This window comes from Sphingomonas sp. ABOLE, assembly GCF_003950455.1.
Taxonomy (GTDB): Bacteria; Pseudomonadota; Alphaproteobacteria; order Sphingomonadales; family Sphingomonadaceae; genus Sphingomonas; species Sphingomonas trueperi.
On the sequence record NZ_QQWY01000030.1, the window covers coordinates 1 to 16,886 of the forward strand.

Annotated in this window: 14 protein-coding genes and 1 tRNA gene; 6 read left to right on the forward strand and 9 right to left on the reverse strand. The window is 66.8% G+C overall.

Going from position 1 to position 16,886, the window contains the following annotated elements; translation table 11 throughout:
- Window positions 1–387 precede the first annotated feature (387 nt).
- The 4 genes from CA234_RS16970 to hcp form a co-directional block, all read right to left on the reverse strand.
- Window positions 388–1,623: a tyrosine-type recombinase/integrase gene (locus CA234_RS16970; RefSeq protein WP_126002306.1), complete on the reverse strand. Its 1,236-nt coding sequence runs from the start codon at window positions 1,621–1,623 to the stop codon at window positions 388–390.
- A gap of 163 nt (window positions 1,624–1,786) precedes the next feature.
- A tRNA-Glu gene (locus tag CA234_RS16975) sits at window positions 1,787–1,861 on the reverse strand.
- A 54-nt stretch (window positions 1,862–1,915) separates the two neighbouring features.
- Window positions 1,916–3,682: a single-stranded-DNA-specific exonuclease RecJ gene (gene recJ / locus CA234_RS16980; protein WP_126002307.1), complete on the reverse strand. Its 1,767-nt coding sequence runs from the start codon at window positions 3,680–3,682 to the stop codon at window positions 1,916–1,918.
- Window positions 3,683–3,767: 85 nt separating this feature from the next.
- Entirely contained in the window at window positions 3,768–5,408 is a 1,641-nt protein-coding gene (gene hcp, locus CA234_RS16985) for a hydroxylamine reductase (RefSeq protein ID WP_126002308.1), read from the reverse strand.
- A gap of 131 nt (window positions 5,409–5,539) precedes the next feature.
- On the opposite strand from hcp, the gene CA234_RS16990 reads away from it, so the two are divergent.
- Window positions 5,540–5,959 carry an Rrf2 family transcriptional regulator gene (locus tag CA234_RS16990; RefSeq protein ID WP_125973779.1) on the forward strand — a complete coding sequence of 140 codons (420 nt, stop codon included), beginning with the start codon at window positions 5,540–5,542 and terminating at the stop codon, window positions 5,957–5,959.
- 3 nt (window positions 5,960–5,962) lie between these two features.
- On the opposite strand, the gene CA234_RS16995 is transcribed toward CA234_RS16990, so the two are convergent.
- From CA234_RS16995 to CA234_RS17005, 3 genes are all read right to left on the reverse strand, one after another.
- Complete coding sequence (locus tag CA234_RS16995; RefSeq protein ID WP_125973777.1) at window positions 5,963–6,685, reverse strand: 2OG-Fe(II) oxygenase; 723 nt, start codon at window positions 6,683–6,685, stop codon at window positions 5,963–5,965.
- A gap of 74 nt (window positions 6,686–6,759) precedes the next feature.
- Window positions 6,760–7,605, reverse strand: a complete 846-nt coding sequence (locus CA234_RS17000) for an RcnB family protein (RefSeq protein WP_126002309.1) — start codon at window positions 7,603–7,605, stop codon at window positions 6,760–6,762.
- A 107-nt stretch (window positions 7,606–7,712) separates the two neighbouring features.
- Window positions 7,713–8,186 (reverse strand): (2Fe-2S)-binding protein, encoded by a 474-nt coding sequence (locus tag CA234_RS17005; RefSeq protein WP_125973773.1) that lies wholly within the window; start codon window positions 8,184–8,186, stop codon window positions 7,713–7,715.
- Between the two features lie 77 nt (window positions 8,187–8,263).
- Here CA234_RS17005 and CA234_RS17010 point away from each other — a divergent pair, with 77 nt between their 5' ends.
- The gene (locus CA234_RS17010; RefSeq protein ID WP_126002310.1) at window positions 8,264–9,064 is read left to right on the forward strand and encodes a class III extradiol ring-cleavage dioxygenase; all 801 of its coding nucleotides are present in this window, start codon (window positions 8,264–8,266) and stop codon (window positions 9,062–9,064) included.
- Between the two features lie 55 nt (window positions 9,065–9,119).
- Here the strand turns inward: CA234_RS17010 and CA234_RS17015 are convergent, their stop codons facing one another.
- Both CA234_RS17015 and CA234_RS17020 read right to left on the reverse strand, forming a co-directional pair.
- On the reverse strand, window positions 9,120–9,881 hold the full coding sequence (locus tag CA234_RS17015; RefSeq protein WP_126002311.1) for a class II aldolase/adducin family protein: 762 nt from the start codon (window positions 9,879–9,881) through the stop codon (window positions 9,120–9,122).
- A gap of 66 nt (window positions 9,882–9,947) precedes the next feature.
- The gene (locus CA234_RS17020) at window positions 9,948–11,375 is read right to left on the reverse strand and encodes a short-chain fatty acyl-CoA regulator family protein (RefSeq protein WP_125973767.1); all 1,428 of its coding nucleotides are present in this window, start codon (window positions 11,373–11,375) and stop codon (window positions 9,948–9,950) included.
- A gap of 103 nt (window positions 11,376–11,478) precedes the next feature.
- Between CA234_RS17020 and CA234_RS17025 the strand changes: the two genes are divergently transcribed.
- From CA234_RS17025 to bioB, 4 genes are all read left to right on the forward strand, one after another.
- Entirely contained in the window at window positions 11,479–13,005 is a 1,527-nt protein-coding gene (locus CA234_RS17025; RefSeq protein ID WP_126002312.1) for an acyl-CoA carboxylase subunit beta, read from the forward strand.
- Window positions 13,006–13,028: 23 nt separating this feature from the next.
- Window positions 13,029–13,448 (forward strand): methylmalonyl-CoA epimerase, encoded by a 420-nt coding sequence (gene mce, locus CA234_RS17030; protein ID WP_125973763.1) that lies wholly within the window; start codon window positions 13,029–13,031, stop codon window positions 13,446–13,448.
- Window positions 13,449–13,598: 150 nt separating this feature from the next.
- Entirely contained in the window at window positions 13,599–15,740 is a 2,142-nt protein-coding gene (scpA, locus tag CA234_RS17035; RefSeq protein WP_125973809.1) for a methylmalonyl-CoA mutase, read from the forward strand.
- Between the two features lie 73 nt (window positions 15,741–15,813).
- Window positions 15,814–16,824: a biotin synthase BioB gene (gene bioB, locus CA234_RS17040; RefSeq protein WP_125973761.1), complete on the forward strand. Its 1,011-nt coding sequence runs from the start codon at window positions 15,814–15,816 to the stop codon at window positions 16,822–16,824.
- The last annotated feature ends 62 nt before the right edge of the window (window positions 16,825–16,886 follow it).

The window sequence follows — 16,886 nt, forward strand, 5'->3', positions numbered from 1 at the left end:
GCTCCTCGAGCCCATCGGCAACATCCCGCCTGCCGAAGCCGAAGCGAACTACTATGCTGCCGCTGAGCAGATCGTTATGGCGGCGTGACTCACATCTAATGGCCTCCGGCAAACCCGGCGCGGTTCACCCCCCCCCGGATGCCTCCTCTTTGGCTGGCAACCCTTATCACATTTCCCGGGGGGGAACGCGGGTCCTCCGTCAGCCATCTTTGCAGCATCGTATAGACGCGGAAAGTTCACGATCTCAGAGAATGTGCCGGGTAGACAGCTATCAACGTCTTTCGGCTCTAGGATTGTGATCTTAGGCTTTAGATGGATTGGCTCCGCGAGCTTGCCGCCGTCGTCGCAGAGCATGCGGCCGCGCGGAGTCGTGGTCACCTCATCCGACTAAGTTCGACTCTCAGCCGCTTGCCCGAAGTTCCTGCTCAACACCTTTGCACGGTGGCGCAGAAAGTCGAGGTGGTCGGACCAGTGCTGCATCATGCGAACGCGTTCGTCCCAATATTCGCCTCTGGTGTAGGCGCGGCGGACGGCATTGTTGTCGCAGTGCGCGAGTTGCCGCTCGACGGCGTCGGGGTGCCATAGACCCATTTCGTTGAGCAGCGTGGCCGCCATCGCGCGGAAGCCGTGGCCGGTCATTTCGTCCTGCGCATATCCCATCCGGCGGAGTGCCGCATTGATCGTGTTCTCCGACATCGGCTTTCGGACGGAGCGGAGGGATGGGAAGAGATAGCTGCTATAGTCTGCGTCGTGCTCAATCGACGCAAGGATCGCGAGGGCTTGGCGGGAGAGGGGGATCGCATGGGCTCGCCGCATCTTCGTCTTGTGCGGCGGAATGGTCCAGATCGCCCGTTGCAGGTCGAAGTCCTGCCATTCTGCGAAACGTAGCTCGCCAGGGCGGACAAAGACGTGTGGCAGGAGCCTCAGCGCCGCGAGGGTGTTGGGCTGCCCCTGGAAGCCGTCTATGGCCCTCAGAAGCTCGCCTGCGGCCTTTGGCGTGGTAACTGCGGCGCGATGTGCTGGCTTGGGCGCGATCAGCGCGCCGCGGAGGTCAGCGGCGACGTCGCGCTCGGCGCGGGCGGTCGCAATCGCGTAGCGAAATACCTGCGAACAGGTGCTGCGGAGCCGCTTTGCCGTCTCGTAACGCGCGTTGCCCTCCATCTTCCGCAGCATCAGAAGCAGTTCCTGCGCGGATATCGCAGCGATCGGGCGCTTGCCGATCGACGCGTAGATGAAACCGAGAAGCCAGCGGAGCTTCTTCATCGTGACCGGCGAACGGCCTTCCTTTTCGACCTTGGACAACCATTCGTCCGCAACCGTTTCGAAGCTGTTGGAGGCAGCGACGGTCGCCGCTACCCGATCGAGCTTGATCCGCTCGGCGGGATCTTCGCCGCGGGCCAGCACCTTCCGCGCGGCATCACATTCGGCGCGTGCTTCTGCCAGACCGGTGTCGGGCCAAACCCCGAAAGCGAGGGTCTTTTGCTTCCCATAATGTCGATAGTTCATCCGCCAATAGCGTCCGACGGATGGGGTCACGAGCAGGTAGAGCCCGTCTCTATCGCTTAGCTTGTACGCCTTGCCGCGAATCTCTGCGGCTTTGATGGCAACCACCGACAGCGCCATGATGGTATCTCCCGTCGAAGCGACCGGCGCATGCCATCAAAAATACCATCAGCTTGCTGGTATGCAGTGGCATTCTTCCAGCTTGGATGAGAGACTTATACCACCAAAAACCGCAGAAAACAGCCAGTTATGGCATGTTCTGGCATGCCTTGGGAAGGCACTTTGGTGACCCCTACGGGAATCGAACCCGTGTTTCAGCCGTGAAAGGGCCGCGTCCTAACCGCTAGACGAAGGGGCCAACTGCTTGGCGTGGAGCGGCCGAATAGGGGGCGATTTCGCAGCCGTCAAGCACTCAATCGGCCCATGCCGCATCTTCTATGTGCATTTCTGCTGCGGGCCGGCTGCCCCAGGTGTCCACCTTCGCCCGGCCGGCCAGCCAGAGCCGGCGGTGCGAGGGGGCAGAGAGCAGCGCGTGGCCCAGTTCCGTATCGGCCTGGCGGAAGGCGACGGCCTTCAGGCTCTTCCCATCCGCTCCGGCGACGATCGCGCGGACATGGCCGCCGGTGCCGACCACATCGGCCTTGATCACGCGAACCGGGCCCGCCGCGATTCGCGGCGCGGGCCATCCCATCCCGTAGGGGCCGCCGGCCTCCATCGCCTCCACCAGCATCGGGTTCACGCCCGCCGGGCTCAGCACCGCATCGAGCAGCAGGGCCCGTTCGCCGCGCGCGATCGCGATTCGTTCGGCGAGGCGCTCCTCCAGGAACGCGGCGAGCGCTTCCACGCCCTCGGCGGCCACCGTCACGCCGCAGGCCATCGCATGCCCGCCGCCGGCGATCAGCAGCCCGGCGTCCTTGGCGGCCAGCACCGCCGCACCCAGGTCCACGCCGGGGATCGACCGGCCCGAGCCCTTGCCGATCCCGTCCTCGCCGATGGCAATCACCAGCGCGGGCCGGCCGAACTTTTCCTTCAGCCGCCCGGCGACGATGCCGATTACGCCGGGGTGCCAGCCCTCGCCGGAGACCAGCGCCACCATCCGATCACCACCGAGCAGGCACAGCGATTCGGCCGCTGCCTGAACTTCGGCTTCGATCGCGCGGCGCTCCTCGTTGAGCAGGTCGAGCTCGGCGGCGATGGCGCGCGCCTCGGCGGGATCGCGCGTGGTGAGCAGACGGACGCCGAGGTCCGACTTGCCGACGCGACCGCCCGCATTGATCCGCGGCCCCAGCGCAAAGCCGAGGTCGGTGCAGGTCGGCGCGCGGGTGAGCCGCGAGGCTTCGATCAGCGCGGCCAGCCCGATGTTCCGCCGCTGCGCAATCACCTTGAGGCCCTGGGCCACGAAGGCGCGGTTGAGCCCCTTGAGCTGCGCCACATCGGCCACGGTGCCAAGTGCCACGATGTCGAGCAGGTCGAGCAGCCGCGGCTCCTGCCGGCTCGCGAAATAGCCGCGCGTCCGCAGCGTGCGCACGAGGGCGGCGCCGAGCAGGAAGGCGACGCCCACGGCGGCGAGATGGCCGTGCTCGGCGCCCTCGGCCTCGTCGAGCCGGTTGGGATTCACCAGCGCGTGTGCGACGGGCAGGTCGGTCGCGCATTTGTGATGGTCGACCACGATCACATCGGCCTGGGCGTCGCGCGCCATCGCCAGCGCCTCGAACGCCTGCGCGCCGCAGTCGACGGTGACGATCAGCCCGTGCCCCTGCTGCTTCAGGCGCACCAGCGCCTCTCCCGAGGGGCCATAGCCTTCCATCAGGCGATCCGGGATATAGGGGGTGGCCTCCAGGCCGAGCGCGCGCAGCAGCAGGATCAGCAGCGCCGCGGAGGTGGCGCCGTCGACGTCATAGTCGCCGAAGATCGCGATCTGCTCGCGCGCTTCCACCGCGTCCGCGAGGCGTTCGGCAGCGCGGTCCATGTCGCGGAAGATCGAGGGGTCCGGCATGAAGGCGCGGATGCTGGGGGTGCGGTGACGCTCCAGATCGGCGCGGTCGACGCCGCGGGTGAGCAGCAGCTGGGTGACGAGGTCGTCGGGAGCGAAATCGGGGTCGCGTGCATCGGCGGCGAGGCCGCGCCAGCGCCAGGGCTGGCCGAGGATCGAACGGTGAACATTCAGGGCAGGGGACATGCCCCCGATGTGGCCGGGGGGTGGCCGATTGTCGAGGGGCATGCGCCGAAACCCCGCTCGGCGCGTCGGGCGGGGTGGGGGTTCGTCACGCCGCCTCAAGCATGTGCGCGAGATCGTCGTGCGCATCGCCGGTCGGACGGATGTCGAATTTCGCGATCAGGATGCCAAGCACCTCCGGCGTGAGGAACTGCGGCAGCGTCGGGCCCAGATGGATCCGGCGCAGGCCGAGATGCAGCATCGTCAGCAGCACCGCGGTCGCCTTCTGCTCGAACCAGCTGATCGCGTAATGGAGCGCCAGGTCGTTGACGCCGACGTTCAGCGCCTCGGCGACGGCGGTGGCGATGCGGATCGCCGAATAGGCATCGTTGCACTGGCCGATGTCGAGCACCCGCGGGATGCCGTTGATCGCGCCCAGATCCTCGCGGTTGAAGCGGAACTTGCCGCAGCCGAGGGTGAGGACCAAGCTGTCCTTGGGCGTCGCCATGGCGAGGTCATGGAAATAGTTGCGCCCCGGCCGCGCGCCGTCGCAGCCGCCGATCAGGAACAGGTTCTTCACCTCGCCCTTGCCAATCATGCCGAGCAGCGTGTCGGCGACCCCCATCACCGTGTTGCGGGCGAAGCCGATGGTGATCGTCTGCTCGGGCGCGTCCTCGGCGAAGCCGGGCTGGGCCAGCGCGCAGGCGACGGCGGGTGCGAAGTCATGGTCCACCAGGTGCGGCAGCCCCTTCCAGCCCACGGGTCCCGCGGTGAAGATACGGCCGCTATAGCCCTTGAGGTTGGGGTTGATCAGGCAGTTCGAGGTCATCACGATCGCGCCGGGAAAGGCATCGAAATCCCTCTGCTGGTCCTGCCATGCGCCGCCGTAATTGCCGGCGAGGTGCGGGTACTTCTTCAAGCCCGGATAGGCATTGGCGGCGAGAAGTTCGCCATGGGTATAAACGTGGATGCCGGTGCCTTCGGTCTGCTGGAGGATCGCTTCCAGGTCGCCCATGTCGTGGCCGGAGACGAGCAGGCACTTACCCGCCCTTGGCGTCATCCGCACCGCCGTCGGCTCCGGATGCCCGAAGCGGCCGGTATTGGCGGCGTCGAGCAGCTCCATCACCTTGAGGTTGAGCGCGCCGATCGCCAGCGCATGGCCGAGCAGCGCGTCGACGTCGGTTGGATCGGTGGCGAGGAAGGCGGCGATGCGATGGAACTCGGCGCTGATGGCGTCCTCCTCGAAGCCGAGCACCCGGGCATGCTCGCCATAGGCGGCGGTGCCCTTCAGGCCGTAGAGGATCAGGTTGCGCAGGCCGACGATGCTCGGCCCGTCACGATCGAGGAAGCGCTGGATCGCGGCGAAGGGCGCAGCGGCGGCGAGTTCCGAGGGCGTGGCGCCGGGGTTCCACAGCGCGGGCTCGGGCAGCGCGGAAAGGTCGGCCCCGGCGGCCTCGGCCAGCAGCCGCGCCCGCTCACGCATCGATAGCGCGCGCACGATCAGCGGCACGAAGCGGGTGTCGTCGAAATTCACGTTGGTCAGCGTCGTGAACCAGGCGTGCGGCGTGAACGCATCCACCATGGCGTCGCGCGCGCTCTTGGCGGCGGCGCGATCGGCATAGACCGAAACGCCCTGCAGTACCCGCAGCAACACATCCTGCAGCTCCGCAACCTGCGCCGTCTTGCCGCAGGAGCCGATCTTGGCGGCACAGCCACCCTTGTTCGATTGTTCGCACTGGACGCAGTACATCGCCGGTCTCCCAATAAAGCTGAATATTGAATTCCGGTTATTGGGTATCCCGCGCGCTCACTTTGACGCTTGTCAAATATACGTAGTCTTCCGCATGCATCTGCAGAGCTTGCCAGCTAAGAAGATGTCGCATGCAATTGACCCGCCACAGTGATTACGCGCTGCGCCTGCTGATCCACTTGGGCAGCAGCGGGGAAGGGCGCGTCTCGATCGCGTCGGTGGCGGAGGAGCAGGACATTTCCGCCACGCATCTGATGAAGATCGCCAATGGTCTCGCCCATGCCGGCTATATCGAGGCGGTGCGCGGGCGCGGCGGCGGGATCCAGCTGGCGCGCGATCCGGCGGAGATCAACATCGGCGCGGTGCTCGACGTGACCGAGCCGCGCTGCGCGATGGTCGATTGTACCGGCTGCCGGTTAGTCCGCGGCTGCAACCTGCCGGGCGTGCTCGCCGAAGCACGACGCGCCTTCATGGACGTGCTGCGGCGCTATACGCTGGCGGACGTGCTGCGCGGGCGGGCGGGCCAGCTCTGGCCGCCGCGCGCCGCCTGAAGCTCAGTCGGCGTCGACCACGCCCGAGCGATAGGTCTGGATCGGCGCCTTGATCCAGGCCTGCTCGCGAAACCATTTGGTGATGATGTACTTGGTCCCCTCGACGACGCGCATGCCCTCGTGCAGTGTGTCGTAATTGGGGCTGCCGTCGGCAAGCATGTTGTTCCAGATCACCAGCAGGCCGCGCTTGGGCTTGAAGCGGATGCCGGCGCGCGGGAACCAGGTGGCGCCGCCTTCCTCGACGGTGTTGAGATAGCCCATCGCGGTCCAGGTGCGCTGGCCGCCGGTCTCGACCATCTTGTCCCAATAGCCGCTGTCTTCGTGGAAATAGTCGCAATGCGCACGGAACTGCTGGTTGGGCGCATAACGCTGGCCCTGCATCGTCTCGGCATTTTCGACCGGGATGCCGAGCAGGGCGGCGATGCGGTTGTCGATCGCCAGCACGTCGGGCGACCAGCGATACAGGTCCGAGCTGTGGCTGGTGCGATAGTCGGGATCGTCGGTCGCGGCGAGCAGCGTGGAGGGGCGGGCGTTGCTGTCGATCAGCGCCATCAGCATGTCGCACTCGGCGTCGCTGAAGAAATCGGGATAGGTATAGACCTGCGCCAGTTCGACCTTGGCGCGGCGTACGTTCGGGTTCGCGTCCAGCCGCGCCGCGACCTCGCGGCCGATCCGTGCCCGCTCCGGGGAGGGCGATCCCTTGCTGTTGGGGTTGGTTTTGCTCACGGCGAAACTCTTTGCCGCGGGCGTCGGCGAATGCAAGCGCAAGGGGCCGGCATCGCTGCCGGCCCCCGTTTCGCTCACCAGAAGATGCCGTAGATCACGTCGACCACCTGGCCGCTGTCCACATCGACGAGCAGCGCGTCGTCATAATAGCGGACCCAGCGATACGGCCCCCAGACGTCCGGCAGCCGGTAGAAAGAGGGATCGCTGATCCAATATTGCTGCGCGAACAGGAATCTGTCGAGCCGGTAGCCCACCGAGAAGCGCCTGTATCCGTAGCTCCAGCGTGCCGGCGGATAATAGCGCGGCAGGCGGTAGAGGCTGCGGTTATAGTCGCGATAGGCCCGCCAGTCATAGCGATGGTCGCTCCGCCAGCCATTGTTCCAGATGCCGCCGTTGCCGCGCCAGCGGTCGGCGCGATCCCAGTCGCGACGATCGTTCCAGCCGCGATAGCCGTCGCGGCGGCCCCAGTCGCGGGCGCCGTTCCACTGCGGGCGGCCACGATCGTCCCAGCGGCGATCCTGCCAGGCCTGCGGGTCGCGGTTCTGCCAGTCGGGACGCTGCCCCCCACGCCAGTCGCGTCGCGGCTGGACAGGGCTTTGCGTACCCTGCGGTTGCTGGAAGGCCGGCCGGGGCTGTCCATCGGGCCGACGCCAGTCGCCGCGATCCATCGCCTGCGGCGCACCCTGTGGACGCTGCCAGCCGGGGTTGCCCTGCGGACGCTGCCAGTTGCCGCCGTTCTGGGGCTGGCCCTGGCCCTGGGGGCGCTGCCATCCCTGACCTCCCTGGCCGCCCTGCGGACGGAAGTTGTCGGGGCGCATCCAGCCGCCATTGCCGCGATGCTCGCCGCGCTCCTGCGCGATGGCAGCGGCGGGGACCAGCGCAGTCGCGGCTGCGATCGCCGCCAACAGCATCCTCTTCATCGAACCATTCTCCGGTGGCAGCGGCGAAGTCGCCGTGCCGATGCTGCCCGAATACGCGCCCGACGCTGAGCGGGCTCTGAATTGCACTGACAGCAGATTGAAAGCATTCAGGCGCCGTCGGCCGGGTCGCCGCGGGCAATGCGCGCGGCATCCTGGATCGCCGCGACCAGCCGCGGGTAGATGCCGCAGCGGCAGATATTGGGGATGCCCTGGCGGATGTCTTCTTCCGACGGGTTGCGATTGGTGCGGATCAGCACCGACGCCGCCATCACCATGCCGGGAATGCAATAGCCGCACTGGACGAGATTGGCGGCGAGGAAGGCCTGTTGCACCGGGTGGCTGCGATCGGGCGAGAGACCCTCGATGGTCGTGACGAAGGTGCCTTCGATCGCGCCGATCGTTTCGCGGCAGGCGAGGCGGGCGGCGCCATCGATATCGACGGTGCAGGCGCCGCAATCGCCGGTGCCGCAGCCATATTTGGTGCCGGTGAGGTTGGAGGCGTCGCGCAAGGCCCAGAGCAAAGGCGTCTGCGGATCCATGTCATACTGGACCGGCTGGTTGTTGACGGTGAACCGAGTCATGGCGCGACCCTAGCGGGAAACGGCGGGTTTCCGAAACCGGCATTGTCGGTCGGTGCGGCACAGGCGACATTGCGAGCATGACCCTACCCGCGCTCTTCGTCCCCCATGGCGGCGGCCCGTGCTTCTTCATGGATCCGGCCGGCGGCCCACCCGATCCGATGTGGCGCCCGATGCAGGCCTATCTCGCCGGGAGTATCGCCAGCCTGCCCGAGCGGCCGCGGGCGATCCTGCTCGTCTCCGGGCATTGGGAGGAGCGCGACGTTACCGTGCATGTCGGCGACGGCCAGCCGCTGCTGTTCGACTATTACGGCTTCCCCGAGCACACCTATCATCTGCGCTGGGATGCCCCCGGCGCGCCCGAGGTGGCGCTGCGGGCCGAGGTGCTGCTCGACGCCGCCGGCTTCCCCGCCGGGGTCGAGCGCGAGCGCGGCTGGGACCACGGTGTGTTCATTCCGATGAAGGTCGCGGTGCCGGCTGCCGACATCCCGCTCGTGCAAGTGTCGCTGCGGGCCGATCTCGATCCCGCCGCGCATGTCGCGATCGGCAAGGCGCTGGCGCCGTTGCGCGACGAGGGGGTGCTGATCGTCGGCTCGGGCATGAGCTTCCACAATCTGCGCGCTCGCGGGCCGCAGGCTACGCCCTATGCCGATGCCTGGGACGACGCGCTGGTCGAAGCCGCTACCGATCCCGATCCGACGCGTCGCGAAGCCAGGATCGTCGCTTGGCGAGATCTGCCCTATGCCGAATTCGCGCATCCGCGCGAGGAGCACCTCCTGCCGCTGATGGTCGCGCTCGGTGCGGGCGGTGAGGGGCCGGCGGTCTGCGACTATCGAGACCATGTGCTCGGCTGGGCGGTGAGCGGCTTCCGCTTCGGATGAGCATTTTCTAGTTGCCCGCGTGCGGGCGACGGCTCGGAAAATGCGTTTAAAGCGATCACTCGCGCCAGCTGCGATCGATCCGGTCGACCAGCCGGACCATCGCGGCGAAGTCCGCAGCGCCCGGGCCGCCGGGGACCTGCGCCATATGGACGTCGCGCTGGTGGACGGCGACGACCTCCGGCGAAATCTCGATCGGCTGGCCCATGCCCATCGTCGCGACCTGGATCTCGCAGGCGCGCTGCAGCGCCCAGTGCTTGACGAACGCCTCGGGCAGCGTGCGGCCCATGGCGAGGATGCCGTGGTTGCGCAGCAGCATCACGCGCTTGTCGCCGAGATGGGCGAGCAGCCGCTCCCCTTCCTCGTCGCGCACGGTCACGCCTTCGAAATCATGGTAGGCGATCTGGCCGATGAAGTTGCACGCGTAGAAATTGGTCGGCCGCAGCCCGCCTTCGAGCGAGGCGACCGCCATGCCGGCGGTGGTGTGGCTGTGCATGATGCAATGCGCGTCGGGCAGATGCCGGTGGAACAGCGCATGCTGGACGAAGCCCGCCCGGTTCACCGGATAGGGCGAGTCGTCCAGCTTGTTGCCGTCGATGTCGATCTTGACGAGGTTGGAGGCCTTCACCTCGCTGAAATGCAGCCCGAAGGGGTTGATCAGGAAGGCGCCGTCCTGGTCCGGCAGCTTCACCGTGATGTGGTTGTAGATCATCTCGGACCAGCCGAGCATGTCGAACACGCGGTAGCAGGCGGCGAGCTGCTGGCGCGCCTCCCATTCGGCGTCGCTGACCTGTGGACTGGGGGCGAGCGCGGTTGCCATGGCACCTCTCCAAAATTCTGTTTTCGAGCTTTGGGTATGCCATGAAGGGGGCGACGCCCGCAAGCGTCAGCGGAAGCCGTAGGGCACCGCGCGGCGGCGGTCGGGGTCGATCTCGATCACCGATCCGGCAGGCGGGAAGGCGCGCTGGTCGCAATCGAGCCGGGGGCAGATGCGGCACGAGGCGCCGATTGGCGTGGCGGCGCCGCCGGTGCGCAGCGCATCGGCATAGACGAAGTCGGCGGCGTGCGCCTCCTCGCACCCCAGCGCGACGGCATAGCGGCGGGGCGGACGGGTGAAGCTGCCCGAGGGCTTGACCAGCCCCTTGGCCATCGAGACATAGCGGGTACCGTCGGGCATCTCGGCGAGCTGCACCAGGATGCGGTCCGGGATCGCCACCGCCTCGTGGACGATCCACAAGGGGCACGCGCCGCCGAGCGCGGCGAACTGCAGCCGCGTGGCCGAGTGTCGCTTGGTGATGTTGCCCGCCATGTCGACGCGGCAGAAGAACACCGGCAGGCCCTGCGCGCCGGGGCGCTGCAGCGTCGAGAGCCGGTGGCACGCCTGCTCGAAGCTCACCGCGAAACGCTGACGCAGGCGATCGATGTCGTGGCGCACTTCATAGGCGGCCGCGCGGAAGCGACCATAGGGCATCAGCAACGCCCCCGCGGCATAGTTGGCGAGCCCGACGCTCAGCAGCTCGCGCGCGGCGGGCGAGGCGAGCCCGGCCCGATCGATCACCAGCCGCATCTCGTTGGCGAACTCGTAGCGGACCAGCCGGTGCGCGAGCAGGAAGGCGCGGCTTTCCGGCGGCAGGGCATGGTTGAGCGCCAGCGTCCGTGCGCCCTCGTCGAAGCGACTGAGCTCGCTGCCGTCGCCCTGCGCGCCGACCACGCGGACGCCGTGCCACAGCCGCAGCCGGTCCTCGAAGGCGCGAACGACATTGTCGTCGTCGAGCGCGAGCGCGTCGGCGAGCAATTCGGCCGAGCGGTCGATCGCGTCGATGTAATTCCCCTCGGCCTGGAACCAGTCACGCACCTCTTCCCAAGGGAGTGGTGCGGCGTCGCCCGAGCCGGTGTCGAACCGGTCGTCGAGCACGCGCAGCTGCTCCTGGCTGCGGCGATAGGCGTCGTGGAGCGCGACCATCCGCCGGGCGAGCAGCGGCTGTTGCTCGATGCCGCGGCGGACATCGGCCTCGTCGATCCGGTCGGCGGGCACGCTGCTATCGGTCGCGGCGTCGATTGCACGAAGCAGGGCTGCAGTCCCGCCTTCACCATTGATCTCCGCCGCGTCGACCGGGAATTCGCGGACGAGTGCGAGCAGTACCCCGTCGGTGATCGGCCGGTCGTTGTTCTCGATCTGCGAGAGATAGGAGACCGAGATACCCAGCCGTCGGGCCATGCTCGCCTGCGGGATGTTCAGACGCCGCCGCAGGTCGCGCAAGCGGAAGCCCTCGAACAGGCGGCGGCGGGGCAAAGGTGGGAGCTGGCTGGCCATGAGTTCGCATACTCTGCAAACCTGCGCCCCGCAACTTCGCAACATTGCATTTGCGAAGCCGGCATGGCCCGGTGCACAAGCCGCGTCCACGGAGAGAATGCCGATGTCGTCGACGATCGAGGAACTGGAACACCGTCGTGCCGCTGCCCGTCTGGGTGGCGGCCAGAGGCGGATCGATGCACAGCACGCCAAGGGCAAGCTGACCGCGCGCGAGCGGCTCGAGGTGCTGCTCGACCAGGGCAGCTTCGAGGAACTCGACATGTATGTCGAGCACAACTGCACCGATTTCGGCATGCAGGACCAGGTGATCCCCGGCGACGGCGTGGTCACCGGCTCGGGCACCATCAACGGCCGCCTCGTCTTCGTGTTCAGCCAGGATTTCACCGTGTTCGGCGGCTCGCTCTCGGAACGGCACGCGCAGAAGATCTGCAAGATCATGGACATGGCGATGAAGGTCGGCGCGCCCGTGATCGGCCTAAACGACAGTGGCGGCGCGCGCATCCAGGAGGGCGTGGCGTCGCTCGGCGGCTATGCCGAGGTGTTCCAGCGCAACGTGCTGGCCTCGGGCGTGGTGCCCCAGCTCAGCCTGATCATGGGGCCCTGCGCCGGCGGCGCGGTCTACAGCCCCGCGATGACGGACTTCATCTTCATGGTGAAGGATTCGTCCTACATGTTCGTCACCGGCCCGGATGTAGTGAAGACCGTTACCAACGAGATCGTCACGCAGGAGGAACTGGGTGGAGCGGTGACGCATACCACGAAGTCGGGGGTCGCTGACGTGGCCTTCGAGAACGATATCGAGGCGCTGCTCGCGGCCCGCGACTTCGTGGACTTCCTTCCCGCCTCGAACCGCGAGGCGCCGCCCGAGCGGCCCTGCGACGATCCCTGGGATCGGATCGACGAGAGCCTCGACACGATCATCCCGCCCAGTGCCAACCAGCCCTATGACATGCACGAGCTGATCCGGAAGACGCTCGATGAGGGCGAGTTCTTCGAGCTGCAGCCCGCCCATGCCGGCAACATCCTGGTCGGCTTCGGCCGGATCGAGGGGCGCACGGTCGGCGTGGTGGCGAACCAGCCGATGGTACTGGCGGGCTGTCTCGACATCAATGCATCCAAGAAAGCGGCAAGGTTCGTGCGCTTCTGCGACGCGTTCGAGATCCCGATCGTCACCTTCGTCGACGTGCCGGGCTTCCTGCCGGGCGTCGGGCAGGAGCATTCGGGGATCATCAAGCACGGCGCCAAACTGCTGTTCGCCTATGCCGAAGCGACGGTGCCCAAGATCACGGTCATCACCCGCAAGGCCTATGGCGGCGCCTATGACGTCATGGCGTCGAAGCATCTGCGCGGCGACCTCAACTATGCCTGGCCCACCGCCGAGATCGCGGTGATGGGCGCCAAGGGCGCGGTGGAGATCATCTTCCGGGGCAAGACGCCCGAGGAGATTGCCGAGCGCACCGCCGAGTATGAGGCGCGCTTCGCCAACCCGTTCGTGGCAGCGAGCAAAGGCTTTGTCGACGAGGTGATTATGCCGCACTCGACGCGCCGCCGGATTGCGCTGGGGTTGCGCAAGCTGCGCAACAAGCAGCTCGAAAACCCGTGGAAGAAGCACGACAACATCCCGCTGTGACGCGGCGCTGATCGAGGACCATGATGAAACTCGGCCGTCTCAACCATGTCGGCATTGCGACGCCGTCGATCGAAACCTCGATCGCCTTTTATCGCGACGTGATGGGCGCGGAGGTGATCCGCGAACCCTTCGAGCTGCCCGCGCAGGGGGTGAAGGTGTGCTTCGTCGATGCGCCCAACAGCCAGATCGAGCTGATCGAGCCGCTGGGGGAGGCGTCGCCGATCCACGGCTTCCTCGCCAAGAACCTGGCGGGCGGACAGCATCACCTCTGTTATGAAGTGCCCGATATCCACGAGGCCAAGGCCTGGTTCGAAGCCAAGGGCTGTAAGGTGCTCGGCGAGCCACGCATCGGGGCGCATGGTACGCCGATCTTCTTCGTCCACCCCAAGGACATGGGCGGCATCCTTACCGAGATCATGGAGACGCCGCGTGACGGGCATTGAGCAAATCGCCCTCTCCCCAACGGGGAGAGGGAAGGGGCCCGCGCGCGAAGCGCGTGGGAAGGGAGAGGGGCAGTGGATGGCCGCCGCTCCGAGCCCCTCTCCCTTCCGCACGCTTCGCGTGCTCCCTCCCTCTCCCCGGTGGGGAGAAGGATTGTGACCAAGCCCTCGCTCGACCAATGGTCCGCCGTCGCTTCCAAGGAGGTGAAGGGCAAGGACCTAACCTGGGAAACGCCGGAAGGTATCCCGGTCAAACCTCTGTACACCCAAGAGGATGTGGCGGGCATCGACCCCGGCCTGCCCGGGTTCGCGCCGTTCACGCGCGGCGTGCGTGCCTCCATGTACGCCGGTCGCCCCTGGACCATCCGCCAGTATGCCGGCTTCTCGACCGCTGAGGAGTCGAACGCCTTCTACCGCCGCAACCTCGCCGCCGGGCAGAAGGGCCTGTCGGTCGCGTTCGATCTCGCCACCCATCGTGGCTATGACAGCGATCACCCCCGCGTGGTGGGCGATGTCGGCAAGGCGGGTGTCGCGATCGACAGCGTTGAGGACATGAAGATCCTGTTCGACGGCATTCCGCTCGACCAGATGTCGGTGTCGATGACGATGAACGGCGCGGTGATCCCGGTGCTGGCCTTCTTCATCGTTGCGGGCGAGGAGCAGGGCGTTCCGCAGGACAAGCTGGAAGGCACGATCCAGAACGACATCCTCAAGGAGTTCATGGTTCGGAATACCTATATCTACCCGCCCGAACCGAGCATGCGGATCATCTCGGACATTTTCGCCTATACCAGCGCGAAGATGCCGAAATTCAACAGCATTTCCATCTCCGGCTACCATATGCAGGAAGCCGGCGCGACCCAGGTGCAGGAGCTCGCCTTCACCATCGCTGATGGCATGGAATATGTGAAGTATGGCGTCGCCTCCGGCCTCGATATCGACAAGTTCGCAGGGCGTCTGAGCTTCTTCTTCGCAATTGGTATGAACTTCTTCATGGAAGTGGCGAAGCTGCGAGCCGCCCGGGTGCTGTGGCACCGGGTGATGACCCGGCTCGGCGCGCAGGACGATCGCTCGAAGATGCTGCGCACCCATTGCCAGACCTCGGGCGTGTCGCTCACCGAGCAGGACCCGTACAACAACGTCATCCGCACCACGATCGAGGCGATGGCGGCGATGCTGGGCGGCACCCAGAGCCTCCACACCAACGCGCTCGACGAAGCGATCGCGCTGCCGACCGATTTCTCCGCCCGGATCGCCCGCAACACCCAGATCGTGCTGCAGGAAGAGACCGGGATGACCAAGGTCGTCGATCCGCTGGGCGGCAGCTATTATGTCGAGAGCCTGACCCAGAGCCTGGTCGACAAGGCCTGGGAGATCATCGAACGGGTAGAGGCCGAGGGCGGCATGGCCAAGGCGGTGGCCGCCGGCTGGCCCAAGGCGATGATCGAGGAAGCCGCGGCGGCGCGCCAGGCGCGGGTGGATCGCGGCGAGGACGTGATCGTCGGGGTCAACAAGTACCGGCTGCCGAACGAGGATCTGCTGGAAACGCTGGAGGTCGACAACGCCGCCGTGCGCGAGGCGCAGATCGCCCGCATCCAGCGGGTGAAGGCAGCGCGCGACGAGGCTGCATGCCAGGCGGCGCTCGATGCGCTGCGGGAAGGCGCGAAGGGTGGCGGCAACCTGCTGGAGCTGACGGTCGTGGCTGCCCGTGCTCGCGCGACGCTGGGCGAGATCAGCGCGGCGATGGAAGACGTTTTCGGCCGCTATGCCACCAAGCCGACACCGGTAAGGGGCGTCTATGCGGCGCCTTATGCTGACGACAGCCGTTGGGCCGAGGTGGTGCGCGGCGTCGAGGCGGTCGAACATCGACTCGGTCGCAAGCCGCGGCTGCTCGTCGCCAAGATGGGCCAGGACGGGCATGATCGCGGCGCCAACGTCATTGCCTCGGCCTTTTCGGACATGGGGTTCGAGGTAGTCAGCGGGCCATTGTTCCAGACGCCCGAGGAAACGGTGGTGCTGGCGCTGGATAGTGGCGTCGACGTGGTCGGAGCCTCTAGTCTCGCGGCAGGGCACAAGACGCTTATCCCGGAGTTGATCCGCGGCCTGCGGGAAGCCGGGCGGAACGACGTCAAGGTCATCGCGGGCGGAGTCATTCCGCCGCAGGATTATGAAATGCTGCGTGCGGCGGGGGTGCAGGGGATCTACGGCCCCGGGTCTAACGTGGTGGAATGCGCGGCGGACGTTCTGCGCCTGCTCGGCCACAACATGCCACCACTAGACGCCGGTGCCGAGTGACCAGGCTGCCCTTTTACGTGGGCGCGCGCACCCGCTATGCCGAGCGGCGTAACCGTTCACCGGAGTTGCTTGCTTGACCTTCGAATCCTCCCCCGTCCGCACCGACTGGACCCGCGACGAGATCGCTGCGCTGTTCGACCTGCCGTTCACCGAACTCGTGTTCCGTGCCGCCGAAGTCCACCGCGCCAACCATCCGGCGAACCAGGTCCAGCGCTCGACGCTGCTTTCGATCAAGACCGGCGGCTGCCCCGAGGATTGCGGCTATTGCAGCCAGTCGGCGCATGCCGATACCGGCCTCAAGGCGACCAAGCTGATGGATCCGCGCGCGGTGCTGCAGGCGGCGGCGCAGGCCAAGGACCATGGCTCGACCCGCTTCTGCATGGGCGCCGCCTGGCGCAACCCCAAGGACCGCGACATGCCCGCCATTGTCGAGATGGTGAAGGGCGTCCGCGCGATGGGCATGGAAACCTGCATGACGCTGGGCATGCTCACCGACGCGCAGGCGAAGACGCTCGCCGATGCCGGGCTCGATTACTACAACCACAATATCGATACCTCGCCCGAACGCTACGGCGAGGTCATCACCACCCGCAGCTTCGAGGAGCGGCTGGAGACGCTGGAGCATGTCCGCGAGGCGGGCATCAACGTGTGCTGCGGCGGCATCGTCGGCATGGGCGAAACGCGTGGTGATCGCGTCGGCTTCATCCACGCGCTGGCGACCCTGCCGGTGCATCCGGGCAGCGTGCCGGTCAACGCACTGGTGCCGGTGAAGGGCACGGTGTTGGGCGACATGCTGGCCGACACGCCGCTCGCCATGATCGACGATATCGAGTTCGTCCGTACGGTCGCGGTGGCGCGCATCACCATGCCGCGCTCGATGGTCCGCCTCTCGGCCGGGCGCGAGAGCATGAGCGATGCCACCCAGGCGCTGTGCTTCCTGGCGGGCGCCAATTCGATCTTCACCGGCGACAAGCTGCTGACCGCGGGCAATGCCGGCGACGACAAGGACGCGGCGCTGTTCGCGCGCCTCGGCATCACGCCGATGGCAGCGGAGTGCAAGGTAGAGCTGGAGGCGGCGGAGTAATGCTTTCCGGCTTCGTGCGATGGTCGGAGCGCCGCGCGAGCCGGGTGAGTCTCCGGTCGTCT